Raw genomic sequence first — 23,163 nt, 5'->3', positions numbered from 1 at the left:
ATTAGTGAATCTATCATAAATCACAATGTTTTCCCATTATTATATTTTTAAAAATTAAAACACCTTAATGAAAGCAAAACAATTCTACCAGCAACTTTATTTTCAAGTAATTATTGCTATTATCGCAGGTATACTTTTAGGTAACTTTTATCCCGAACTGGGAGAAAAGATGAAACCACTAGGTGATGGTTTTATTAAACTGGTAAAAATGATCATTGCTCCGGTAATCTTCATTACCCTAACGTTGGGAATTGCTCATATGACCGACCTTAAGAAAGTTGGAAGAATTGCTATAAAAGCAATGATCTATTTCTTTACCTTTTCAACGTTGGCGTTAATTATTGGCCTGATCGTTGGAAATGTTTTGCAACCCGGTTCCGGATTAAACATTGATCCCGCTACGCTCTCAGGTGATGTTTCCCAATATCAGCAAAAGGCACATGATTCTACCCTTACAGGATTTATGATGAATATTATTCCTGAAACATTATTCAGTCCATTGGTAGGCGAAAATGTTCTTCAGGTTTTACTCGTCGCCATTTTAATGGGAATTGCTCTTGTTTTAACCAAAGAAAAAAGTCAAAAAATAACAAATTTCCTTCAAGATCTTTCAACACCCATATTCAAAATAGTTCATATGCTGATGAAACTAGCTCCCATCGGAGCTTTTGGAGCAATGGCATTTACAATTGGAAAATATGGTCTTCATTCTGTTCTAAACCTCATCTTTTTAGTAGGGACTTTTTATATCACTTCCATCCTGTTCGTTATTTTAGTGCTGGGTGCTGTTGCCTGGTACAATGGTTTTAGCATTTTTAAACTGATGTTTTACCTTAAAGAAGAGCTTCTTTTGGTATTAGGAACGAGTTCTTCAGAATCTGCATTACCCGGAATTATGGAAAAGCTTGAAAAGGCAGGATGCTCTAAGGCAATTGTAGGATTGGTTGTACCTACGGGCTATTCTTTCAATCTGGATGGTACTAATATTTATATGACGTTAGCTTCATTATTTATAGCCCAGGCCCTCAATATACATTTACCGCTTGAAAAACAAATAATACTCCTTCTTGTTGCCATGCTAAGTTCGAAAGGAGCTGCTGGAGTTACAGGAGCAGGATTTGTAACCTTGGCAGCTACATTGGCAGTAGTTCCTGAAATTCCAATTGCGGGAATGACCCTGATTCTTGGAATAGATAAGTTTATGAGTGAATGCAGGGCACTTACCAATGTTATTGGTAATTCTGTAGCTACTGTAGTTGTAGCCAATTGGGAAAAACAATTGGATAAGAACCAGCTGCAGTATTCCTTAAATCATCCTCAGGAGGTTGAAAAGAAATTGGAGATTTAGTAGGTTTTCCTGTCACAGATTCTCGATCATTTTTCTTCGCTTCGCTCCGTAAAACACTCGAACTGACGAGGTGTCACCTAGATTAAAATAGTCAGGCTTGCGGGAAGAACTTTAACATGGATCGGAGATTTTATCTTATTAAATTCACCATCCAAATGCCAGTTTTTGGTATTGACACTAAATTCAATCTCTGAAACCGGAAGATAGGTAACATAGTCGTCATCTTTCAGTTTTTTAGTAAACATCCTATAGGCAAACAGTGCTGAATAGGTCAATGGAAATTTTTTAACCAAAACCATATCAACTAATCCATCGCTTTTACTCGCATTGGGAGCTATATAAGCATTATTGCCAAACTGCCTCGTATTGGCAATGTTTAACATTAAATACCTTCCATTATACTGCTGATAGGCTTCATCAACAAACTTAACTTTAATCGGTTTATAATTAAAAAATGTCTTTAAAGAAACCTTAATGTAATTTTTAAAGCCACGATCCGTCTTTTCAAATTCTTTCACAACTTTGCCGTCAAACCCTGTCCCTGAAACGTTAATCGAAAGACGGTCATTCACTGTGAACGTATCAATTTTTCTGGATTTTTTACTTTTTATCTTAGCGAGTAATTCATCCAAATTTTTGCTAAACTTGGTTTCGTTGGAAAATCCATTCCCTGATCCTGCAGGAAAAATAGCCAGAATTTTAGTTGTATTGATCAATTTTCTCGCTACCGTAGAAATCGTTCCATCTCCTCCTATTGCTACAAAAATATCAATTTCATTAAAGTGCATTTCAATAAAATCATCTGTCCCCTGAATGGATTCTGAGATATAATAAAGAGGATTTTCTACCTTTTTCTTCAGCTCATTGAGAAATGGCTGATAATTTTTTTTGGCAGAAAACGGATTGATGATAAATGCTACTTTTTCCATTATGGCAAAATTAAAAAATGCTTCCTGATTTGGAAGCATTTTTTGTTATTTAATTTTCATTCTTTCTTTAAATTCAGGCTTTAAGGTCCCCTTTAAGTCTTCCCATGATACAGGAACAGTAATATCTCCTGCAGCAAAAGCAGCAATTTCATAAGGACTGTAATGGAAATACAGGTTTTTATCATCAAAATAGAAATTATTGGTCGCCGGGATTATTTCAACCAAAAGCATATCAGAGTTTTTCACTTCTCCTTTTTCATCCGTTGTTCCACTATTGATCTTATTAACATTCTTCATCAGAATCCCCTCAATTTGTTTTTTAGGCATAGTGGTAATATCTCCCAGTTCAAGTTTTTTATTATTTTTCAGATCAAATACCCTCTCTGAAAATCCATAATTATCATGTGCCCCACCTTCATATGAACTTCCTACGTATTCTATATGCATATATTCATTGGTCGTAGATTTCCAGTTCATATAAGTACTGGTATACCAATCCTGTGGAAATGTTACACTCAGATCTTTAGCTTCCTTTTTCATAGAATTGAAATAATCTGTTTTTTCCTTTTCCAGATAAGACTGAAGCCCGTTTTTAGAAAAATCTTTAGCTCCTTTACTAATAAAATAAATACTGTCTAATAGTTTCTGGTCCTTTAATGATGGAAATACAAGAAGTCTGGAAGTGTACTTTACTCCCAAAGAGTCATTAATCTTTATGGAATCATTCACTTTAACTGAATCGATTACAAATTTTTCTGATTGATTATTTTCTGTTTTTCCGGTAGGCACATCTTTTTTTTCATCTTTTTTACAGGCTGAAAAAATAAAGAATGAGGAAAGTAAGACTGTTGCAAGGATATTTTTCATAATTTTTGATTTCTGATGTCAATACAAAAACCATTCAAAAGATGAATGGTTTTATATAATTTTTTATTTTTTTTTAATTTGCAGGAATCTTCTGTCCATCAAATTTATCATCATTAAATGCTAATACCGGAATAAATATAAATCCTAGGAAAAATAATAGGATTGTATATAAAGGTGTTTCTTTACTAAATCCTTTTGCAAGTCCGTCATTAACCATCCACGAAGCAAATAAGTTCACAAATGGAATAAAGAACAAGATAATCCACCATGTCGGTTTTTTCACAATATCAAGAAGGACAATAATATTATAAATAGGAATAAAAGCTGCCCATGCGTCTTCGCGCCCTGCTTTCTGAAATATTTTGTACATACAATATCCATAGAACAGATATATAATTAAGTAAAAGAATAACATTCCGATTCCTACACCTGCCGCAGCTGCAGAATCCATCCCATCATAAGGATCTGTTTGTAAAATAGTTAACATATTATTAATTTTTATTGGTTTGGTCAAATATAAAAAAAAGCTTCTATATTCTAGAAGCTTTTTAGTTTATTTTTTAATTAAACTGATGACTTGATTTTCAGTTTTTGAGGCAACACCCCAAATCTGCTTAAATGCAGGGTAATATTCTTTATCGTAATCAGGACTAAGCACTTTGGTCATGGAAGTAACTTCCAGTTTATTTCCTTTCTGCTCGGCAATATAGCTATATTCTATTTCCTTATCATCCGTAACGATCTTTTTATTCTTAGGCATTTCCTCAATAACGTAGCCTTCAGGAATTTCAAAAGTTATTTTCTTTGTTCTGGTATAAGCAGATATGAAGTCTATCGGATATTTTCTAACTTCCGTCTGATCAAACTCATTAGAATTTTTGTTCAGGAATAACATTGGGTTGATAATCATTTTCTTACCAATCCTATCAATTAAGTTTTCCGAAGAAAAATTCATTGTGCTTTCAAAATCACCATTTTCAAGAACTTTAGAATCTATATTTGTAAAATCTATAGAATAATTTTCCTTATACTGTTTTTTATATTTTTCTGCATTTTCATCATAATTTTCTTTAGCAAACATAGCATAGCTTCCTGTGTCTTTATCAGAATACGTTCCCGAAATACTTCCATCTTCTCCTATTTTTGCTACAGCAGTCAGATAAGTAAAACTTGGTTTTGTATTGACCATCGACAATTGCTGTACCTTCTCCTTGGATATTAAGATCCCAAATTGATTCCAATCTCTCATAGGTAACATATCCATTGAAGACTGCTTTGATGTGGCATCATACAAATGAAACTGATCTTTAATTTTTACGGCAGCTAAGACAAAATTTAAATTGGAAACATTTGGAGATGCAAGGTTGATCATTCCGTTATTGACCGTAGAAATTGCTAAAGGATCAGCTTTTATTCCAGCTTCTCTTAGCAACATAATCAAAAAGAGATTAATTTCGGCCGCATTTCCCGTTTTTGTCTCAAGCATTTTCTTTATTCCATCACTCGTTGTTACTCCCGAATATTTATTCCATGTAAAAGTTTTCTGAACATACTTAAAAATAGCATTAGCCTTTTCACCTTCACTTAATCCAGAGATATCAGCCGGCATGTTATCTTTTGCTAATCTTGTCTTTTTTAATTCATATCCAAAATCATCGCTGTCGTACAGCCTTTCTTTGATTTGCTCCCAGGATGAAGAATACAGTTTCAGTTCTCTAAAGTTTGTTGAATGCAGTTCGGCACTAATTTTAGTTCTAAAATTTCTGTCATTTTTTATAAAGCGTTCAGTTTTAAACCCTTTTAGATTTTCATACCCAAATCTGTAGGTTTTATAATCTCTTCCATATAGAATTTTTTCCTCAACCTGTCTGTATTTAGGATCAAGTGATCCTGTATAATTAACATTATAAGCAATATTAGAAGGAGTATCCAAAACATATTCAGTGTATAGAGAAGGAGTATCAGATTCTATTACTATCTCCGGGACAGAATATAAAAAAGGTGAAATTACCTCATATTGATATTCGATAATGGAACCATTTTTCACATTAGGAAACGCAAACTTAGTGACGGAAACATATTTATTCTCTTTACTTTTATATTTTGAGCTTTTATCTACTTTTGTTGTTACTACACTTCCATTTTCCAAATTATAGGTATAAGCTCTCATTTTAGAAACACTTTCTTTATCACTTCCACTTTCATAAAGAGGAATTTCAAGATTAAGTAAATCTTCAGCCTTATCCTTATCATAGATTTTCACTCTATAAAAGACCTGCTTATGAAGCATTATAGTAGAATAATCAACATTAAAATGTACAGACTTGTATAATATTTCAGCTGGAGCATTTTCATCCAGTGTCGATTTTTGTTTTGAAAGATCCGCATCATTAAACTTTGGAGGATCAAGAAATTCTTTCTTTTGAGCACCAATAAAAATAAAATTTATTGAGCTTATAATGATTAATACTAATTTTTTCATGTTTAGATTTTAGAAATTAAAATTTTAGAATTGTCCATGTTTAGCGTTTTTTTTCTGAACTTGATGTAATCATTGTATTTTTCTTTTGGATACATTCCTTTATTCACTCTGATTGTTCTGGTAACCGTAAGCTCTTCTCCATTTTTCACAAAACTCAATTGATATGTTCCAAACTCAGAAGGTAGTTTAACGTCAGTCGGAACTTCTTCGATCTTATAGTTTTTAGGGATCTCGAAAGTAATCTTATATTCATCTTCAAAAGACTGCATGATCTCGAACGGTAAATCTCTCTTCTCCTCTATTTTATAATTTGTATCTGAAAAAATAGGAACTGCTCTGAAGACCATACTACTTCCAGCATTTTTAGAATAATTAATCGCTTTAAAATCCAAATTGTATTGAGCAACCGCATTCTCTCTATCATTTACAAAATCCTTCATTTCAATATTCTCAAAATGTAAAACATTTAATTGATTTTTTATGAATTCATTTTTTTCCTTAGGAGACAATGTGGTAAACCTCAAACTGTAATCGTATTGATTTCCGGTAAACGCAAACTGCCCCTGCCCGTTAATACTGTTATCTTCGTTAAGCTTAATTTTTAGCGTTTGCTTCTCCTTATTTTGATCTGCAGAATAGACAGGAGTATTGATAAGTTCTATCCCCTCTTTTTTTACGGAAAGTACATTACGATCCGTAGTCGTATAACCTAAATGATTAAAAGCGATCTGTTGAGAGGTATTTTCCAGCCAGATATTCCCTTTTTCAGTTGGAACCATAAGAATAGCATGATTTCCACCCATCTTAGGAAAATCAGGATCAAAAGATTCTTGTGAAGAACTTGAATTAATCACCGAATAATAAGACGGTATTCCCGCTACGTCTAACAGCGTTTTCATATAATTTGTAAGCCCCTTACAGTCACCATACCCTTTTTTCTGTACCTCATCTGGCATCATAGGCAACCATCCGCCGATTCCTAATCCAACAAAGATATATCTGGTCTTGCTCTGCATGTATTGATAGATCTTTTTAATTTTTTCTTCTTTAGTTCCGGATAAATTTAATGATGCAATTTCAGCCTTAATCTGCGGGGTAGAAACTGACGCTGGCGTCACTAAGTTTTCATAATACCACACTCCAAAATCTTTCCAACTCGTTATACTGCCTTGTTTTCCCTCCAGATTAAATTTAGCAAGTGAGAAACTTACTTTGGGCAAAATTTTCACAGGTTTAGGGAGTAAAAAAGCATCATCAATAGCAGGAACATTTTTATACGCAAATACCTTTCCCGTTCCATCGCTGCTTTCTACCACTGATGTATAATTGTATAGGGAAGGATACGTTTTTGTACGGAGTTCAATCCCCGAATTATTGACAATTTTAAATTGACTTTCTTCCAGTGAGACATTAGTATTAGTGAATGGTACGAAATCTGGGATGAAAATCGTATTTTCATTTGTTATCTGGTAAGAAAACTCAACCGTATATGGATATTGTGTAGGGGTATAAGTTAATGCTAGATATCGGTTATCTGAATAAAAAACTCCAGAAGAGTTATTAGCAAAATCTCCAAAATCTGATTTTGAATATGATTTTACTTTTTTACCGGATTCATCGTAAATTATAACTTTAACATCTGAAATATGATCTCCTTTTTCATAAGGAATATACGTTAGTGCCTCAGAGTCTCCTCCTTTATTTAAAACAGTCGTTACCGTATTCATTTGATATTTGATCTCATCAATCTTGTTAATCTGGATCGTCGTAAAATCTTTCCGGATAACTGCATTGGCATCTTTCTTCAAATTTTCAGGAATTGCTGACACAGGATAATTCTGTGCATAGTAGACCGAAGCTATACATAAAGCTCCTATAGTCAATATTTTCATCATTATTATAAAAATTTAGCAAATGTAATGAAATCTTAATAAATGTTAAAATTAATTTTTCATCATAAAAAAAGGCTTCATTTCTGAAACCTTTTTTTATTTTATATCTACTTGAAAAATTGATTATGCATCAATCTTCGCATATTTTGCATTTTTCTCGATAAATTCTCTTCTTGGTGGAACTTCATCTCCCATCAACATAGAGAATACACTGTCTGCTTCTACCGCATTATCAATAGTTACCTGCTTCAAAATTCTGTGTTCAGGATTTAATGTTGTTTCCCAAAGCTGTTCAGGATTCATTTCTCCAAGACCTTTATAACGCTGTACTTCAACACCTTTTCCATCCGGAGACATATCTAAAGTAAACTCTTCACGTTCTTTTTCATTATACGCATATACCTTTTTGTTCCCTTTCTTTAATAAATATAAAGGTGGTTGAGCAATGTATACATAGCCATTCTCTATAAGCTCTTTCATAAAACGGAAAAAGAATGTAAGAATCAAAGTAGAAATGTGAGAACCATCAATATCAGCATCGGTCATGATCACCACTTTATGATATCTTAATTTAGCCATATTTAACGCTTTACTGTCTTCTTCTGTTCCTACAGAAACCCCAAGAGCCGTATAAATATTTTTGATCTCCTCATTATCATATACCTTATGAAGCATCGATTTTTCAACATTCAGAATCTTACCTCTTAATGGTAAAATAGCCTGAAAATGTCTGTCTCTTCCTTGCTTTGCAGTTCCCCCTGCGGAATCTCCCTCTACTAAGAAAAGTTCAGATTCTTCAGGGTCTTTTGATGAACAGTCAGACAGTTTCCCTGGAAGTCCAGATCCACCCATTGGTGATTTTCTCTGAACCATTTCACGGGCTTTTTTGGCTGCCTGTCTTGCTTTTGCTGCTAAAACAACTTTCTGAACGATAATTTTTGCTTCATTAGGATTCTCTTCTAAAAAGTTAGTAAGCATTTCTCCTACTATTTTATCAACAGCACCAGAAACCTCAGAGTTCCCTAATTTAGTTTTTGTTTGTCCCTCAAACTGAGGCTCCATTACTTTTACTGAAATAATAGCCGTTAAACCTTCACGGAAATCGTCTCCAGTGATTTCAACTTTCTCTTTTTGAGGAATACCCAGATCATCAGCATATTTCTTTAATGTTCTCGTCAAAGCACGTCTAAAACCTGCCAGGTGAGTACCTCCCTCATGGGTATTGATATTATTTACATAAGAGTGAAGATTTTCGTTGAAAGATGTATTATAACGCATTGCTACTTCAACTGGAATCTCGTCTCTTTCACCTTCCATAAAAATAACGTTCTCCATGATAGATTCACGGTTTCCGTCAATATAGGCAACGAACTCTTTTAACCCTCCTTCAGAATGAAAAATTTCAGTTTTGAAAGATCCATCTTCTAATGCTTCTCTTTCGTCAGTAAGGGTAATTGTAATTCCCCTGTTCAAATAAGAAAGCTCTCTCAGACGGCTTGCCAAGGTATCATAGTTATATACTAACTCTGAAAAAATAGTGTCATCAGGCTGGAAAAACTGCTTTGTTCCTCTTTTGTCACTGTTCCCTATCTCTTCAACTTCAGTTTGCGCTTTTCCTTTGGAATATATCTGCTGATAAACGTTTCCGTCTCTGTAAACAGTAGTGATCATTTGGTTAGAAAGTGCATTCACACATGACACCCCTACACCATGAAGACCTCCAGAAACCTTGTAAGAATCCTTATCAAACTTACCTCCCGCTCCAATTTTCGTCATTACAACTTCAAGAGCAGATTTTTGTTCTTTCTCGTGGAAATCAACCGGAATACCTCTACCGTTATCCATAACCTCGATTCCGTTCCCTTCCTTAATGCTGACAAAAATGGTGTCACAGTATCCTGCTAACGCCTCGTCAATAGAGTTATCTACTACTTCATAAACCAAATGATGAAGACCTCTTACTCCTACATCACCAATGTACATTGAAGGACGCATACGAACGTGCTCCATTCCTTCCAATGCCTGAATACTACTAGCTGTATATTGTTTCTGACTCATATTTTTTTTAGATTTGAGATTGAAAGATCTGAGATTGAGATTTAATAATTGATTTTTAGTCTCTTATCGCACATCTAAATGTCTCCTTTTTCATCTTTCGCAAAGACCTACAAATATCGTGATTTTTTTCGAAATATGAAAGTTAAAATATGTCAAAAAAGTTGGAGTTTTCAAGACTCAAGAAAGGAATTTTATCTTAAAAAAATACAAAGTTATTATGTATTTCAACAATACGGGCTGTTTTAAATCATATGCTCTTCTATAATTAATGCTTAAATTTATTTACTCAAAAATTGATATTATGGACGATTTCATTGCAGCTCGTGCCCAGATGGCCATGTCACTTGGCTTTCACATTATTTTCTCGTGTGTAGGGATGGTGATGCCTTTTTTAATGGCTTTTGCCCACTGGAAATATCTTAAAACCAAAAATGAAGTCTATAAAGGGCTTACGAAGGCATGGAGCAAAGGGGTCGCCATTTTATTTGCAACGGGTGCGGTTTCGGGGACAATGCTCTCTTTTGAATTAGGCCTTCTGTGGCCACAGTTTATGAAACACGCCGGCCCTATCTTCGGAATGCCTTTCTCACTTGAAGGAACTGCATTCTTCATAGAGGCTATAGCCATTGGTTTTTTCCTTTATGGATGGGATAAGTTCAACAAATGGTTCCATTGGTTTTGTGGCTTTTTAGTAGGACTTAGCGGACTGGCTTCCGGTATTTTAGTGGTTGCCGCCAATGCATGGATGAACTCTCCGGCAGGCTTTGATTACATCAACGGACAATATGTAAATATAGACCCCATTAAAGCAATGTTCAATGAGGCCTGGTTTCCACAGGCACTGCATATGACCGTAGCTGCTTTTTGCGCAACCGGATTCGCTGTAGCCGGGGTTCATGCTTTTTTAATTATGAGAAAGCGAAATGTAGAATTCCATACTAAAGCTTTTAAAATTGCAGCGGGCTTTGCATTAATCGGAGCTTTCGGAGCTCCTTTAAGTGGAGATGTTGCAGCAAAATCTGTTGCAAAAAGACAGCCTATCAAATTAGCCGCTATGGAGGCTCATTTTGAAACAGAAAAAGGGGCTGCTTTTGTCATTGGAGGAATTCCTGATGAAAAGAAAGGCGAAATAAAATATGCATTAAAAATCCCCAAAGTATTAAGCTTTTTGGTGAGTAATGACTTCAATGCAGAAGTAAAAGGACTGAAAGATTTTCCAAGAGATGAATGGCCACCCGTTGCCGTCGTGCACTATTCATTCCAGATTATGATCTTCTTCGGTGTAGTGATGATTTGTATTGGTATTTTATATGTATACTCCTTTTTCTTCAGGAAAGAATGGCTTACCAAAAATTGGCTATTAAAAACTTTCCTTATTGCTACCCCTTTTGGGTATATTGCATTGGAAGCCGGCTGGACAGTAACTGAAGTTGGCAGACAACCCTGGATCATTTATGGAATCATGCGAACTGTTGATGCCGTTACTCCAATGCCGGGAATTCAATATTCATTTTATTTCTTCACTGCAATTTTTGTTTCCTTATCATTAATTTTAGTTTTTCTTTTAAAAAGACAAATACAAATGGTTCCGAAACTTTATGACCCTACTGACGCTCAGTTTAATTCTAAAAATACAAAATCATGATCTACGTTGTTATAGGTTTTCTTTGGCTATCAATTTGTTTGTATGTCATTTTGGGAGGAGCTGATTTCGGGGCCGGGATTGTGGAATTATTTACCAATAAAAGATCCCGCCATAAAACAAAAGAGATCATGTACGAGTCTATAGCTCCTGTCTGGGAAGCAAATCATATGTGGTTGATTATTGCTATTGTAATCTTGTTTGTGGGATTTCCTGAAATCTACACCACCATGTCAACCTACCTGCATATTCCCTTAGTATTGATGCTTGTAGGAATTATAGCAAGGGGTACCGCTTTTACATTCAGACACTATGATGCCGTAAAAGATGACTGGCAATTTTTATATACTCAAATCTTTTATTATGCAAGCCTCCTGACTCCTTTTTTCTTAGGCTTAATTGCAGCTGCAACTGTTTCACAGTCGATAAATCCGGATGCAACCACCTTTTTAGATTTATACATATTTAGCTGGCTTAACTGGTTTGGAGTTAGCGTTGGTTTATTTACCGTATCTCTTTGTGCCTATCTGGCTTCTATCTTTTCATTAAGAGAAACAACGGATAGATTGGAATTAAATTTAATGATCCGAAAATCAAAGCAAACCATGATTTTTGTGGTCGTTACCGGTGCACTTGTTTTTCTTTCAGCTTATCTTTCCGGAATCCCTTTAATAACCTGGGTTTTCTCAAAACCATTAGGAATTATGGCTATTGCCTTTGCAACTGTTGCCTTATTACTAATTTTCCGGGCAATGAGCCAACGAAAATTACTACCTGTTCGGGCGCTGGCAGGATTTCAGGTTATTATGATATTAATTGCAGCAACTTATCAGCATAACCCTAATATAATCCTGTTAGGGAACGGGCAACATCTTTCCTTAATAGAGCATGTAGCAGCTCCCAAGACAATTTCAGCGTTAGCATGGGCATTAATGCTTGGCTCGCTGTTTATTCTTCCGTTTTTATTTTATCTGATGGCTTCATTTAGTAAGTTGAGAAAATAGGAGCTTATTTTTTCAGTAAAACGATTTCAACCCTTCTGTTGCTGGTCCGGTCTGCTTCCGTTTCTTCTGGATAAGCGACCGGATCAAGATGTCCCTGGCCACTCACCCTTATCCGGCTGGAATCTATCCCCTGCATCTGAAGAAATTCTTTTATTGCATTAGCCCTGGTGTAGGAAAGATTAAAAGTATTCAAATCAAGATCTTTACCATCAAAATTATCGTAGTCGCAGCAAATATGCCCTTGTAACTCAACCTCCAAGGTTGGATGATCTCTGAGTATTTTAAGTAATTTAACAATTGTTTCATTACCTGTAGGAAGCCAGACGTGACGGCCGCCAATAAAATTAACGTTAGGAAGAGAATAGGTATTTTGAATCTTCATATCCAAAACATTCATATCTACAAAGCTCAAACGGGTTTCCCCTGAAATTTTTTCTCCCGTCATCAATACCCTATCAATAAAAATATCTACCCTCCTGTTTTTCCTCCGTAATTCTTCTGAGCTGTTATCATTGATCTGCTTTTCTTCACCGAGACCTATAACGTTTTCTAAAGTAATATTGCTTTTAATTCTTGTCTGTAAATATTTACTAACTGTATTGGCACGATTTTCAGACAATATTTTATTATAATTTCCATTTCCTATGGAATCACAATTTCCAAAAATCCTGAATTTCAAATTACCTTTTAATTGAGCCAGACTATCCAGTTTCTTTTCAGATTCCCGATTTAATTTATATGAATCATGCTCAAAATAGATAGATTGGATCATTTGTGCATGAATGATCCCAAAGAAAAGCACAAAAAACAAAATAAAGAATTTCATCAAAACTGAGTTTTCTAAATAACGAAAAATACCAAAGTATAGTTTATCAAAAAAAAATCCTGAAAAACATTTCAGGATTTAATTTATTGTTTGAGAATTTCTAAGCAAGTTTCATTAAAACCTGCTCATCAATTTTTTCTACTTTGACTAAATTATTCTTAGTTAAGGTCTTAGAAGCCTTATCCCATTTTTTACCGGATAACTGACTTCTTTCTTTTACTTCAGCTAGTGAGAATGCTTCTTCCTGAGAGTTTAAGATTTCAAGAATCACTTTTTCATCTTCTCCTAACTCAATCTGTGGAACCGTTTTTTCAGGTCTCATCTGAGGGAAGAACAATACTTCCTGGATCGATGCATTATCTGTTAAGAACATGATCAATCTGTCCATACCGATTCCTAATCCTGATGTTGGCGGCATTCCATATTCTAAAGCTCTTAAGAAATCCTGATCGATAAACATCGCTTCATCATCCCCTCTTTCAGAAAGGGTCATCTGTGCTTCAAAACGTTCTCTCTGATCAATAGGATCATTTAACTCTGAATAAGCATTAGCAATCTCTTTTCCACAAACCATTAGTTCAAAACGCTCTGTCAAGCCTTCTTTGCTTCTATGTTTTTTGGTCAATGGAGACATTTCAATTGGATAATCGGTAATGAAAGTCGGCTGGATAAAGTTTCCTTCACATTTTTCACCGAAGATTTCATCAATTAATTTTCCTTTCCCCATTGTTTCATTAACATCGATTCCGATAGATTTAGCAAAAACGAACAATTCCTGCTCAGTTTTACCTGTGATATCAAAACCTGTATATTTTAGGATAGCCTCTGTCATAGAAACTCTTGGGTAAGGTGCTTTCCAGTTAATTGTATGCTCACCAAAAGTAGACACTGCACCTCCATTAACCTGGCTTGCACAGAATTCCAATAATTTCTCAGTGAAATCCATCATCCAGTTGTAATCCTTATAAGCAACATAAATCTCCATTGCTGTAAATTCAGGATTGTGCGTTCTGTCCATTCCTTCATTTCTGAAGTTTTTGGAAAATTCGTACACTCCATCAAATCCACCAACAATCAATCTTTTAAGATAAAGCTCATTAGCAATTCTTAGGTATAATGGAATATCTAAAGCATTATGATGCGTAATAAACGGCTTTGCCGCAGCCCCACCAGGAATCGACTGAAGAATCGGAGTCTCCACTTCAAAATATCCTGCGTCATTAAAGAAAGTTCTCATGGCATTGAACAGTTTTGTTCTTTTTACAAAAATCTCTTTAATATGTGGATTTACCGTTAAATCAACATAACGTTGTCTGTATCTTAATTCAGGATCATTAAATGCATCGTGTATTACCCCATTCTCATCGGTCTTAGCTTGTGGAAGCGGACGTAAAGATTTGGTAAGGAGTGTGAAATTTTTCACCAATACCGTCTTTTCTCCTACCTGCGTAGTGAATAGCTCACCTTCAATACCGATGATATCCCCGATATCTAAAAGGTGCTTATATACTTCGTTATATAACGTTTTATCTTCTCCGGTACAGATTTCGTCTCTGTTGAAATACACCTGAATTTTACCGGTAGAATCCTGCAATTCAGCAAAAGAAGCCTTCCCTTGAATTCTTCGGGACATCAATCTTCCAGCAATCTTCACCTGTTTACTCTCAGAAAAATCCTGTTTTATAGATTCTGTTGTATCTGTAATTTTGTATTCATCTGCCGGGAATGCGTTGATCCCCATTTCAACAAGCTTGTTAAGCTTTTCTCTTCTAATGATTTCTTGTTCTGATAATTGCATTTCTTATTTTTCTAAAAGCCTACAAATTTAGGCATTTTTGAGTTGACTGTCAATGACTTTTCCCAGAAATATAATTTATTTCCGTAAAAATGCAGTTAAAGGGAAAATGAGATTATGAGAACTGATCTTTTTGATCCTTCTGAGGAGTGAATGTCCACGCAAGGATTCTGCTTATTTTCTGGCCCTGAGCCATCTCAATAGTTTTAAAATCTACGGCTTTTACTTTTTTTAAGAGATTCGTAAGGGAATGTAAATTATCTTTTTTAGAAACCAAACACGTAAACCATAAGACCTGAGAAGCATAAGATGTACTTTCGTTGATCATTTTTGTAATAAAAGCAAGTTCCCCGCCTTCACACCACAGTTCAGACTGTTGCCCACTAAAATTAAACAGGGGCTTTTTAACTTTTGATTTGTTGAGATTCTTAGTTTTTCTGACATTTCCCTTTATCGCAGATTCTTCAGAATCATGAAAAGGAGGATTGCACATCGAAAACATGAACCGGTCTTCAACACCGATGATATTTTTAAATATATGATTGGAATCAGGTTGATGCTTCAGCTGAATAGCTGGCAAAAGATCCGGATTATGGTCTAAGATCTGTTGGGCATTTTTCAGTGAATCTTTATTGATATCAGTTCCTAACATGGTCCATCCATAAGAGTTATGGGCAATTAAAGGATAAACAAGATTAGCCCCCACTCCTATATCCAACCCAACAATGGAAGCTCCTGTTGGAATCCCACCTGATTGCGTTGTCAGTAGATCGGCAAGATAATGGATATAATCCGCTCTTCCAGGAATCGGCGGACATAAATTGGATTCTGGAATATCCCAGCTATGAACATTATAAAAGTGTAATAAAAGGGCTTTATTAAGCAGTTTCACTGCTTTTGGAAGACTGAAATTAATGGTTGGTGTTCCGTAGGCATTTACAAAAACATAATGTTTCAGTTCTGGCACACAAGAAATGAGCTGATCAAAATCATAAGGACTACGATGAGGATTTCTTGTGTGCAGACTGGATTTTTCAGCAGACATATTTTATTTCTTCTGACTTAAGATATATTCTACCATTTTTTTGGCATCTTCTTTAGATACCTGAGGGTGAGGCTGCATAGGTACGCTTCCCCAAACCCCGCTTCCGCCTTCAATAATCTTGGAAGCCAATACTTCAACATCCTTTTCAGAATATTTATTGGCTATTTCCTGATAAGAAGGTCCTATCATTCTTTCATTAACCGTATGACATCCTGTACAATCTAATGTTTCAATCATCTGACTTCCTGAAAGATTAGTTTTTACAGGCTCGGAAACAACAGCTGTTTCCGAAGAAGCAGTATCAACCGGTGTATTTTCTTTTTTGGAACAGGAAAGGATCAAAAATCCTACGCATCCTGTCAAAAATAATTTCTTCATTATTTCTTTGCCGTAGAATCTGTTTTAGCTGCTGGTGCTGGTGTTGCAGCAACAGGTGCAGCGGCAGCAGGTTTAGCTTTTGTAGAATCTACAACAACAGGAGCTTCCGGCTCTTCCAGCATGGTGTTGCTGTCTTGTAAAGAATGATCCGGTTTTTTAGAGCAGTTTACTACGAATAAACCTCCAATAAATGCAAGTGCTAATACTTTTTTCATTATTTTTTCTATAAAATTTAAGCAAAAGTATAAAAAATAAATTTTTAAAGTGATGATAAATATCCCTTTTAATAATAATTTATATGGAATATAATCACTAAATGGAGGCTCATTTAAATAAAAATTTTAATTTTAAACTATGATTCTCATTTCTAAAATCTTATTTTTCACAAGCCATCACGGTTTTTATACTGTGGTTCTTTTGTTTGTTATTTTCTGTCTTCTGTCATTTCTTACAAAAAAATGGTGGATGCTGCTTCCTATCCTTCCTTTAGGAATTGCTAACGGAGTTGCCGGACAATTTTTAAACGCATGGTTTTTAAATAAATACGGCATCGAAAGTACTGCCATTATCACTTCGGATACTGAAACAAACTCCACTTTAAATGAACAGTATATCCATGATTATGAAGCTATTGTAAAGAACCAGAATGGAAAATACACTTCAACCAACTTTTCGACCACCTCCGCTTCAATATATCCAATTGAAAATGCGATACGGATCCCTCAGGTGAATCAGCCCTTTCCCGTAAAATACATTCCCGGATACGAAAAGAATATAGTAATCCTCTACAACAAGTCTGAAGAAGGTAAAAGGTTGCGCCAATATGAAATGCAAGCTCCCATAAACAGTGCAAAGATCAAATATGAAGCTGATCCCAGAAATAAAGAGTTTATAGAAGAATACATCTCAGCCTTAGAGGATTATGTACAAGTATATGATGATGAGAATTACAAAATAAAAATTGAAGAATTAAAGACTGCATTAAAACAAGCGGAATAGTTAATTTTATCTTAAGTTTTTTTATTTTCGGTTCTTTTTGTTTTTTGTATTAAAATTATTATCTACATTTGTCCCATGTTTAATACGAGCAATAATTTTTGGTGGTGGCATTCAAACTCTTCGTCGGGTCTGAAGTTATTATCATGTTGCTAAATGCTAAGCTACTCTTACAACAGAATAAGATAAAAACAAAATATAAAGACTTTGACGGATTCCGTTGAAGTCTTTTTTTATGATTAAATCTCAAATAAAATAAAAAACATCAAATGTTTAATAAAAAAATAAAAGTAAAAACCGTATCCAAGAAAACGTTGGGAGATCTCCAGACTCCGATGAACATCTATCTTCAGATTCGTGATAAATTCAGGGATACGATCCTCTTGGAAAGTTCTGATTCTAAAAATATAGATAATAATTTCTCTTTCATCGCAGTGAATGCAATAGCGGGAATTGAGGTAAAGAATCTTAATGAATTTGAAATTAAATTTCCAAACTCAGAACCTGTAAAACAGTTTATTATCAATCATAAAGTGGCTGATATCCTTCATGAATTTTCTTCAGTATTTGATTGTGAAAAAGCCAAAGATCCTATTGAGGAAACAGCACAGAATCTTTTTGGATATACCAGTTTTGAAGCCGTTCAGTTTTTTGACAATATTAATTTTAAAGCACAAAGTGAAGAAGTTGAAATTCCTCTGGTAAGATACAGGCTGTACCAATATGTAATTGCGATCAATCACTATAATGATGAGATGCATTTTATTGAAAATCAAATTGAAGGGATAAAATCTGAACTGTATACATTAGAGAATTTAATCAAAAACAAAAGCTCCGTTGTTTACCCTTTCGAGAAAACAGGTGAAGAAACTTCAAATATTACCGATGAAGAATATCTGGAATTGGTAAAAACAGCTCAGAGACATTGCATGCGTGGAGACGTTTTCCAATTGGTATTGAGCAGAAGATTTGAACAGAAATTTTTAGGAGATGAATTCAATGTATATCGTGCTTTAAGAAACATCAATCCTTCACCTTATTTATTCTTTTTCGATTACGGAGACTATAAATTATTCGGTTCAAGCCCTGAAAGCCAGCTGATCATTAAAGATCAAAAAGCGATCATTCACCCAATTGCCGGAACATTCAAGAGAACCGGTGACTTTGATATAGATCTTCAATCAATCGAAGAGCTCAAAAATGATCCTAAAGAAAATGCAGAACATACAATGCTTGTAGATCTGGCAAGAAATGATCTTGGAAAAATGGGGAAAAATATTACCGTAACAAAACTGAAGGAGATCCAGCTCTTTTCTCACGTTATCCACATGGTGAGTGAAGTGACATCGGATTTACCGGAAAATACCAATCCATTTGAAGTCGTAGCCTCTACTTTTCCTCAGGGAACCTTAAGTGGCGCACCAAAACATAAAGCACTTCAACTGATTAATCAATATGAAAAAGATTCCCGGGGGTATTATGGGGGCTGTATCGGTATGGTAGGATTAAATGGCAGCTGTAATCAGGCGATTATGATCAGGACATTCTTAAGTAAAAACAATACCCTTTTCTATCAGGCAGGTGCAGGTTTAGTGGCTAAATCCAACCCGGAAAGTGAGCTGCAGGAGGTGAACAATAAGCTTAATGCATTAAAAAAGGCAGTAGAAAAGGCAGATAAACTCAATTATTAATGATCACTGATCTATTTTACAAAGTAACATATCAGGATATGAATCACTAAAAGAACAAAAAATGAATAAAAATAAAGAAGAACAGTCCACATCTAAAGTTTTAGTTTTTGATAATTACGATAGCTTTACTTATAATCTTGTACAGATAATTGAAAGAATACTGAATCAAAAAGTAGATGTCTACCGCAATGATGAAATCAGTCTGGAAGAAGTTAACAAATATGATAAAATCATTTTGTCTCCCGGTCCCGGAATTCCTGAAGAGTCTGGCATCTTACTGGATCTGATTAAAAAATATGCGCCTACCAAAAGTATTCTTGGAGTTTGTCTGGGACAGCAGGCTATTGCAGAAGCTTTTGGCGGAAGATTAATCAATCTGTCAGAAATTTTTCATGGGGTGGCAACCACTACTGAACTGGTAAAAGGAAAAACAAAACTTTTTCAAAATCTATCGTCAGGTCTTGAGGTAGGAAGATACCACAGTTGGGCTGTAGATCCGGATCAATTTCCAGAAGAGCTGGAAGTGACTGCGGTCGATAAAGATGGAATGATTATGGCGCTGCAACATAAAACTTATGATGTGCATGGTGTTCAATTTCATCCTGAAAGTATTTTAACTCCTGATGGAGAAATAATCATTAAAAACTTCCTTTTACATTGAAAACACTAGAAACTCCCTCAACCATAAAAACACCTCAAATGAAAGAAATTCTGCAATATTTATTCAATCATCATACCTTATCAAAATCAGAGGCTAAGGCGATCATGATTGAAATAGCTCAAAATAAATTTAACTCTACAGAAGTCACTGCTTTCATCAGTGTTTTTCTGATGCGTAATATTACACTGAAAGAACTGGAAGGTTTCAGAGAAGCTCTATTGCAAATGGCAGTACCTGTACATATAGATGCCAGTGATGCTTTGGATATTGTGGGAACCGGAGGTGATGGGAAAAATACAATCAACATATCAACTTTAGCAAGTTTTGTAATTGCAGGAGCAGGACAGAAAGTAACAAAACATGGAAATTATGGAGCTTCTGCGGTCACCGGTTCTTCTAATGTTTTAGAAGAGCTCGGCTATCAGATGAATAATGATTCAGATAAATTGAACAGGGATCTGGAAAAAGCCAATATCTGCTTCTTGCATGCCCCATACTTCCATCCTGCCCTTCAGTCTGTCGGAGCATTGCGAAAGTCTTTAGGCCTTAGAACCTTTTTCAATTTACTGGGACCATTGGTGAATCCTGCGAAGCCAAAATTTTCTGTAATTGGGGTATACAATCTGGAAATCGCGAGAATTTACCAGTATCTTTTACAAAAAGAACAGCAGGAATTTATTCTGGTTCATGGCTTAGATGGATATGATGAGATCAGTTTAACCCATGACAGCAAGATTATTACAAAAAAGGGAGAGCGTATCTACTCCTCTGAAGATTTAGGATTTGATCCGGTAAACCCGGAAAGCATACAGGCAGGTAAAACGATTCAGGAAGCTGCTGCTATTTTCAGGAATATTTTAGAAGGAAAAGGTACAGAATCTCAAAATGCAGTTGTTTTAGCAAATGCTTCAGTAGCACTTTATCATACCGAAAAATTTGGCACCTATGATGATTGTCTTCTATTAGCGCAGGAAAGTCTGCAAAGTGGAAAAGCTTTAAGAAGCCTGGAATTATTATTGGAATAATTCTTATAAAATATCATACGGGAAAGAAATAAAAAACACACAACAAATGACCATATTAGATAAAATTATATCGAGAAAAAAAGAAGAAGTTCATTTTTCAAAAGCAAACATTTCTATAGAAGAACTAAAAGATTCTGCTTTTTTTGGAAGAAAAACCAATTCTTTAAAGGCTTCTATCAAGGAAAAAAGTGGGATCATAGCTGAATTCAAAAGACAGTCTCCTTCCAAGGGAGTGATTAATAACAGCGTTTCTCCTATAGAAGTGGTTTCAGCTTATGAAAATTTCGGAGCGAGTGGAATTTCTATTTTAACGGATGCCGATTTTTTTGGAGGAAGTTTTAAAGACATCCTTGGTGTGAGGGATCAGATTACGATTCCTATTCTAAGAAAGGATTTCATGATCGATGAATATCAGTTTTATGAAGCGAAAAATATGGGAGCTGATGTTATCCTGTTGATTGCAGCCTGTCTCTCCCCTTCACAAGTTGCGGAATTTACCCATTTATCACATGAGCTCGGTCTGGAAGTTTTACTTGAGATTCACACTGAAGAAGAATTGGAGCATTATCATTCTGCTATTGATCTGGTCGGAATTAATAACAGGAATTTAAAAGATTTTAAAGTAGATCTTCAGCATTCTGTCAGATTAAAAAACCAGTTACCCACCCAAGCTTTATCAATTGCTGAAAGTGGAATTTATACTATTGAGGATTTTACTTATCTGAAAGAAAAAGGATTTGATGGATTTTTAATGGGGGAATATTTTATGAAGAATGAAAATCCGGCCCAGGCGTTTGAAATATTCACAGACCGTATAAAACAATAGAATGAACCAACAGTTGCAATTAAAAGTATGTGGTCTTACCCAATTGAATCAAATTCAGGAATTAATTTCTTTGAATATTGATTTCCTTGGATTTATATTCTATAAAAAATCGCCTAGATATGCACTTAATCGTTTAAGTTTAGAGGATATTTCGAAAATTAATCATCCTAGAAAAGTGGGTGTTTTCGTCAATGAGAGTATTGAAGATATTTTAAATATCACTAAGAGCGCTGATCTTGATTTTATTCAGATTCATGGTGATGAAAATGAGGACTACATTTCAGCATTAAAAAGGGAAATGGATCCTAAGGTCAAAATCATCAAGGTTTTTCGAATTGGTGAGACAATTGAAGATCTGAAATTTAAAATTGAACACCTACAACCTCTTGTTGATTATTTACTGTTTGACACAGACAGTCAATCTTTTGGAGGAACGGGAAAAAAATTTGACTGGTCATTATTAAATGATTTGAAGATAGAAATCCCTTATTTATTAAGTGGAGGTATTTCTGAAGAAAATACAAAAGGTATAGAAGTTTTGCATCAAAAGCCTTTCGCCCTGGATATCAATTCAAAATTTGAAATTCAACCAGGAATTAAGGATCTGAACAAAATAAGCGCATTTAAGTTGAACCTATTAACCTTAGCGTTATGAATATAAAATCACTAAAAAAACAGTTTTACCGGACATTATTTCCACCCCGTTTTGAAAATGAGAAGGTAAAAAAACTGTACGAATTTATATCCGAAAATGACAGCACCACAGATTTCTGGGAAATGGGTGGCTTATTATCTCAATTCATAAGGATCATTGAGGATTTCAACGAAGATGATATTCAATATTTTTTCCAAACAATTCATTTATGGGACGGCTATCATTTGGTTATCATTGCAGACAAACTGATGGAAAAAAAGGTCAAAGAGAATGTCAATTACGATCTGGGGAAAATATACTTTAAGATCTTTTTATCTTATGAAAAACTGGATTCCTATTATTTACTGGATAATCTGGAATTGATCTTCAAAATGTATCATTCAAAACTGGATATGGAAACTTTAATCAGCATTGCAAGCAAAATAAAATTTCTCTATCAAAATAAACAGATAACCCGACAGCAATTTGATCAAAACATGTCATACATTAATAACTTAAACCATGGTTTGTAGCATTAAAAAACCTGAAGAACTTACCGATCAGGAAATAGAAATAATTATAAGGCTTTGGGAAAATGATGCATGGGCCGGAATGACTCCAGATGCTTTTAAGAACTTATTCAAAGACTCTGAATTTCATTTACTCCTGGATATCGATGGAAAAATTGCTTCAGTACTGCGTCTGAATTTCGATTTTACTTTAGAAATATCTGGAAACTTATATCCTTTTGTCGAAATGGGTGGCTTCGCTTCCGATGAAAAAGGGAAAGGATATGGAACCCAATTACTGCAGTTTTCATTGGAAAACAGTACTGAAAGAAAATTGCAGATCATAGGTTTTTGCTTTTCAGATTTACGTCCGTTCTATGAGAAATGCCATATTGAAATATTATATGATCAAGCCAAGAATATCCTGGAAAGAGAAGGAAATCATTGGATAGCTTCTGAAGATGATGACATCCTTATCATTCACCTGTCTGAAGAAAACAAAACCCTTTTCAAGAAGCTTGATTCACAAAATCCTGCTTATTTAATACCATAACA

22 protein-coding genes are annotated in these 23,163 nt (G+C 34.9%); 11 read left to right on the top strand and 11 right to left on the bottom strand.

Going from position 1 to position 23,163, the window contains the following annotated elements:
• Positions 1–67 precede the first annotated feature (67 nt).
• Entirely contained in the window at positions 68–1,348 is a 1,281-nt protein-coding gene (locus tag CEY12_RS21945; protein WP_089029688.1) for a dicarboxylate/amino acid:cation symporter, read from the top strand.
• Between the two features lie 77 nt (positions 1,349–1,425).
• Here CEY12_RS21945 and CEY12_RS21940 read toward each other — a convergent pair whose 3' ends face one another.
• From CEY12_RS21940 to gyrB, 6 genes are all read right to left on the bottom strand, one after another.
• Entirely contained in the window at positions 1,426–2,277 is an 852-nt protein-coding gene (locus CEY12_RS21940; RefSeq protein WP_089029974.1) for a diacylglycerol/lipid kinase family protein, read from the bottom strand.
• Between the two features lie 45 nt (positions 2,278–2,322).
• Positions 2,323–3,144 carry an RsiV family protein gene (locus CEY12_RS21935; RefSeq protein WP_089029687.1) on the bottom strand — a complete coding sequence of 274 codons (822 nt, stop codon included), beginning with the start codon at positions 3,142–3,144 and terminating at the stop codon, positions 2,323–2,325.
• Between the two features lie 73 nt (positions 3,145–3,217).
• On the bottom strand, positions 3,218–3,631 hold the full coding sequence (locus CEY12_RS21930; protein ID WP_089029686.1) for a DUF5684 domain-containing protein: 414 nt from the start codon (positions 3,629–3,631) through the stop codon (positions 3,218–3,220).
• A 66-nt stretch (positions 3,632–3,697) separates the two neighbouring features.
• Positions 3,698–5,626, bottom strand: a complete 1,929-nt coding sequence (locus CEY12_RS21925) for a transglutaminase domain-containing protein (protein WP_089029685.1) — start codon at positions 5,624–5,626, stop codon at positions 3,698–3,700.
• Positions 5,627–5,628: 2 nt separating this feature from the next.
• Positions 5,629–7,521, bottom strand: a complete 1,893-nt coding sequence (locus CEY12_RS21920) for a DUF3857 domain-containing protein (RefSeq protein WP_089029684.1) — start codon at positions 7,519–7,521, stop codon at positions 5,629–5,631.
• A 120-nt stretch (positions 7,522–7,641) separates the two neighbouring features.
• Positions 7,642–9,576, bottom strand: coding sequence for a DNA topoisomerase (ATP-hydrolyzing) subunit B (gene gyrB / locus CEY12_RS21915; RefSeq protein ID WP_089029683.1), 1,935 nt, complete (start codon positions 9,574–9,576; stop codon positions 7,642–7,644).
• A 301-nt stretch (positions 9,577–9,877) separates the two neighbouring features.
• Here gyrB and CEY12_RS21910 point away from each other — a divergent pair, with 301 nt between their 5' ends.
• Together CEY12_RS21910 and CEY12_RS21905 are read left to right on the top strand one after the other, a co-directional pair.
• Positions 9,878–11,221: a cytochrome ubiquinol oxidase subunit I gene (locus CEY12_RS21910; protein WP_089029973.1), complete on the top strand. Its 1,344-nt coding sequence runs from the start codon at positions 9,878–9,880 to the stop codon at positions 11,219–11,221.
• Positions 11,218–12,222 carry a cytochrome d ubiquinol oxidase subunit II gene (locus CEY12_RS21905; RefSeq protein ID WP_089029682.1) on the top strand — a complete coding sequence of 335 codons (1,005 nt, stop codon included), beginning with the start codon at positions 11,218–11,220 and terminating at the stop codon, positions 12,220–12,222. The genes CEY12_RS21910 and CEY12_RS21905 overlap by 4 nt, the downstream gene beginning before the upstream one ends.
• Positions 12,223–12,226: 4 nt before the next feature.
• On the opposite strand, the gene CEY12_RS21900 is transcribed toward CEY12_RS21905, so the two are convergent.
• The 5 genes from CEY12_RS21900 to CEY12_RS21880 all read right to left on the bottom strand — a co-directional run bounded on the left by CEY12_RS21900 (position 12,227) and on the right by CEY12_RS21880 (position 16,481).
• Positions 12,227–13,048 (bottom strand): OmpA family protein, encoded by an 822-nt coding sequence (locus CEY12_RS21900; protein ID WP_089029681.1) that lies wholly within the window; start codon positions 13,046–13,048, stop codon positions 12,227–12,229.
• Between the two features lie 100 nt (positions 13,049–13,148).
• Positions 13,149–14,846, bottom strand: coding sequence for a lysine--tRNA ligase (gene lysS, locus CEY12_RS21895; RefSeq protein WP_089029680.1), 1,698 nt, complete (start codon positions 14,844–14,846; stop codon positions 13,149–13,151).
• Positions 14,847–14,958: 112 nt separating this feature from the next.
• Positions 14,959–15,888 carry a 23S rRNA (adenine(1618)-N(6))-methyltransferase RlmF gene (gene rlmF / locus CEY12_RS21890; RefSeq protein WP_089029679.1) on the bottom strand — a complete coding sequence of 310 codons (930 nt, stop codon included), beginning with the start codon at positions 15,886–15,888 and terminating at the stop codon, positions 14,959–14,961.
• Between the two features lie 3 nt (positions 15,889–15,891).
• Entirely contained in the window at positions 15,892–16,266 is a 375-nt protein-coding gene (locus CEY12_RS21885; protein ID WP_089029678.1) for a c-type cytochrome, read from the bottom strand.
• Positions 16,266–16,481: a hypothetical protein gene (locus tag CEY12_RS21880; protein WP_089029677.1), complete on the bottom strand. Its 216-nt coding sequence runs from the start codon at positions 16,479–16,481 to the stop codon at positions 16,266–16,268. The genes CEY12_RS21885 and CEY12_RS21880 overlap by 1 nt, the downstream gene beginning before the upstream one ends.
• A gap of 139 nt (positions 16,482–16,620) precedes the next feature.
• Here CEY12_RS21880 and CEY12_RS21875 point away from each other — a divergent pair, with 139 nt between their 5' ends.
• The 8 genes from CEY12_RS21875 (at position 16,621) to CEY12_RS21840 (ending at position 23,161) form a co-directional block, all read left to right on the top strand.
• Entirely contained in the window at positions 16,621–17,265 is a 645-nt protein-coding gene (locus CEY12_RS21875; protein ID WP_089029676.1) for a hypothetical protein, read from the top strand.
• Positions 17,266–17,531: 266 nt separating this feature from the next.
• Positions 17,532–18,953: an anthranilate synthase component I family protein gene (locus CEY12_RS21870; protein ID WP_089029675.1), complete on the top strand. Its 1,422-nt coding sequence runs from the start codon at positions 17,532–17,534 to the stop codon at positions 18,951–18,953.
• A gap of 61 nt (positions 18,954–19,014) precedes the next feature.
• Positions 19,015–19,614: an anthranilate synthase component II gene (locus CEY12_RS21865; RefSeq protein WP_089029674.1), complete on the top strand. Its 600-nt coding sequence runs from the start codon at positions 19,015–19,017 to the stop codon at positions 19,612–19,614.
• Between the two features lie 38 nt (positions 19,615–19,652).
• Positions 19,653–20,639, top strand: coding sequence for an anthranilate phosphoribosyltransferase (trpD, locus tag CEY12_RS21860; protein WP_089029972.1), 987 nt, complete (start codon positions 19,653–19,655; stop codon positions 20,637–20,639).
• A gap of 46 nt (positions 20,640–20,685) precedes the next feature.
• Positions 20,686–21,465, top strand: coding sequence for an indole-3-glycerol phosphate synthase TrpC (gene trpC, locus CEY12_RS21855; RefSeq protein WP_089029673.1), 780 nt, complete (start codon positions 20,686–20,688; stop codon positions 21,463–21,465).
• 1 nt (position 21,466) lies between these two features.
• Positions 21,467–22,120: a phosphoribosylanthranilate isomerase gene (locus tag CEY12_RS21850; RefSeq protein ID WP_089029672.1), complete on the top strand. Its 654-nt coding sequence runs from the start codon at positions 21,467–21,469 to the stop codon at positions 22,118–22,120.
• Positions 22,117–22,632 carry a hypothetical protein gene (locus tag CEY12_RS21845; protein ID WP_089029671.1) on the top strand — a complete coding sequence of 172 codons (516 nt, stop codon included), beginning with the start codon at positions 22,117–22,119 and terminating at the stop codon, positions 22,630–22,632. Before CEY12_RS21850 ends, CEY12_RS21845 begins: the two co-directional genes overlap by 4 nt.
• A complete protein-coding gene (locus CEY12_RS21840; RefSeq protein WP_089029670.1) occupies positions 22,622–23,161 on the top strand; it encodes a GNAT family N-acetyltransferase in 540 nt (179 codons plus the stop codon). Before CEY12_RS21845 ends, CEY12_RS21840 begins: the two co-directional genes overlap by 11 nt.
• The last annotated feature ends 2 nt before the right edge of the window (positions 23,162–23,163 follow it).

The sequence above is a fragment of the Chryseobacterium sp. T16E-39 genome (assembly GCF_002216065.1).
GTDB lineage: Bacteria > Bacteroidota > Bacteroidia > Flavobacteriales > Weeksellaceae > Chryseobacterium.
This window is presented reverse-complemented; position numbering and strand designations above follow the sequence as displayed.

Coding starts and splice junctions, on each gene's coding strand:
- trpC (WP_089029673.1), top strand. CDS start 20,686: ATGACCATATTAGATAAAATTATATCGAGAAAAAAAGAAGAAGTTCAT.
- CEY12_RS21910 (WP_089029973.1), top strand. CDS start 9,878: ATGGACGATTTCATTGCAGCTCGTGCCCAGATGGCCATGTCACTTGGC.
- CEY12_RS21880 (WP_089029677.1), bottom strand. CDS start 16,481: ATGAAAAAAGTATTAGCACTTGCATTTATTGGAGGTTTATTCGTAGTA.
- CEY12_RS21930 (WP_089029686.1), bottom strand. CDS start 3,631: ATGTTAACTATTTTACAAACAGATCCTTATGATGGGATGGATTCTGCA.
- CEY12_RS21925 (WP_089029685.1), bottom strand. CDS start 5,626: ATGAAAAAATTAGTATTAATCATTATAAGCTCAATAAATTTTATTTTT.
- CEY12_RS21935 (WP_089029687.1), bottom strand. CDS start 3,144: ATGAAAAATATCCTTGCAACAGTCTTACTTTCCTCATTCTTTATTTTT.
- CEY12_RS21840 (WP_089029670.1), top strand. CDS start 22,622: ATGGTTTGTAGCATTAAAAAACCTGAAGAACTTACCGATCAGGAAATA.
- CEY12_RS21865 (WP_089029674.1), top strand. CDS start 19,015: ATGAATAAAAATAAAGAAGAACAGTCCACATCTAAAGTTTTAGTTTTT.
- CEY12_RS21920 (WP_089029684.1), bottom strand. CDS start 7,521: ATGATGAAAATATTGACTATAGGAGCTTTATGTATAGCTTCGGTCTAC.
- CEY12_RS21945 (WP_089029688.1), top strand. CDS start 68: ATGAAAGCAAAACAATTCTACCAGCAACTTTATTTTCAAGTAATTATT.
- CEY12_RS21885 (WP_089029678.1), bottom strand. CDS start 16,266: ATGAAGAAATTATTTTTGACAGGATGCGTAGGATTTTTGATCCTTTCC.
- CEY12_RS21845 (WP_089029671.1), top strand. CDS start 22,117: ATGAATATAAAATCACTAAAAAAACAGTTTTACCGGACATTATTTCCA.
- CEY12_RS21940 (WP_089029974.1), bottom strand. CDS start 2,277: ATGGAAAAAGTAGCATTTATCATCAATCCGTTTTCTGCCAAAAAAAAT.
- rlmF (WP_089029679.1), bottom strand. CDS start 15,888: ATGTCTGCTGAAAAATCCAGTCTGCACACAAGAAATCCTCATCGTAGT.
- CEY12_RS21905 (WP_089029682.1), top strand. CDS start 11,218: ATGATCTACGTTGTTATAGGTTTTCTTTGGCTATCAATTTGTTTGTAT.
- CEY12_RS21875 (WP_089029676.1), top strand. CDS start 16,621: ATGATTCTCATTTCTAAAATCTTATTTTTCACAAGCCATCACGGTTTT.
- CEY12_RS21870 (WP_089029675.1), top strand. CDS start 17,532: ATGTTTAATAAAAAAATAAAAGTAAAAACCGTATCCAAGAAAACGTTG.
- CEY12_RS21900 (WP_089029681.1), bottom strand. CDS start 13,048: ATGAAATTCTTTATTTTGTTTTTTGTGCTTTTCTTTGGGATCATTCAT.
- gyrB (WP_089029683.1), bottom strand. CDS start 9,576: ATGAGTCAGAAACAATATACAGCTAGTAGTATTCAGGCATTGGAAGGA.
- lysS (WP_089029680.1), bottom strand. CDS start 14,846: ATGCAATTATCAGAACAAGAAATCATTAGAAGAGAAAAGCTTAACAAG.
- trpD (WP_089029972.1), top strand. CDS start 19,653: ATGAAAGAAATTCTGCAATATTTATTCAATCATCATACCTTATCAAAA.
- CEY12_RS21850 (WP_089029672.1), top strand. CDS start 21,467: ATGAACCAACAGTTGCAATTAAAAGTATGTGGTCTTACCCAATTGAAT.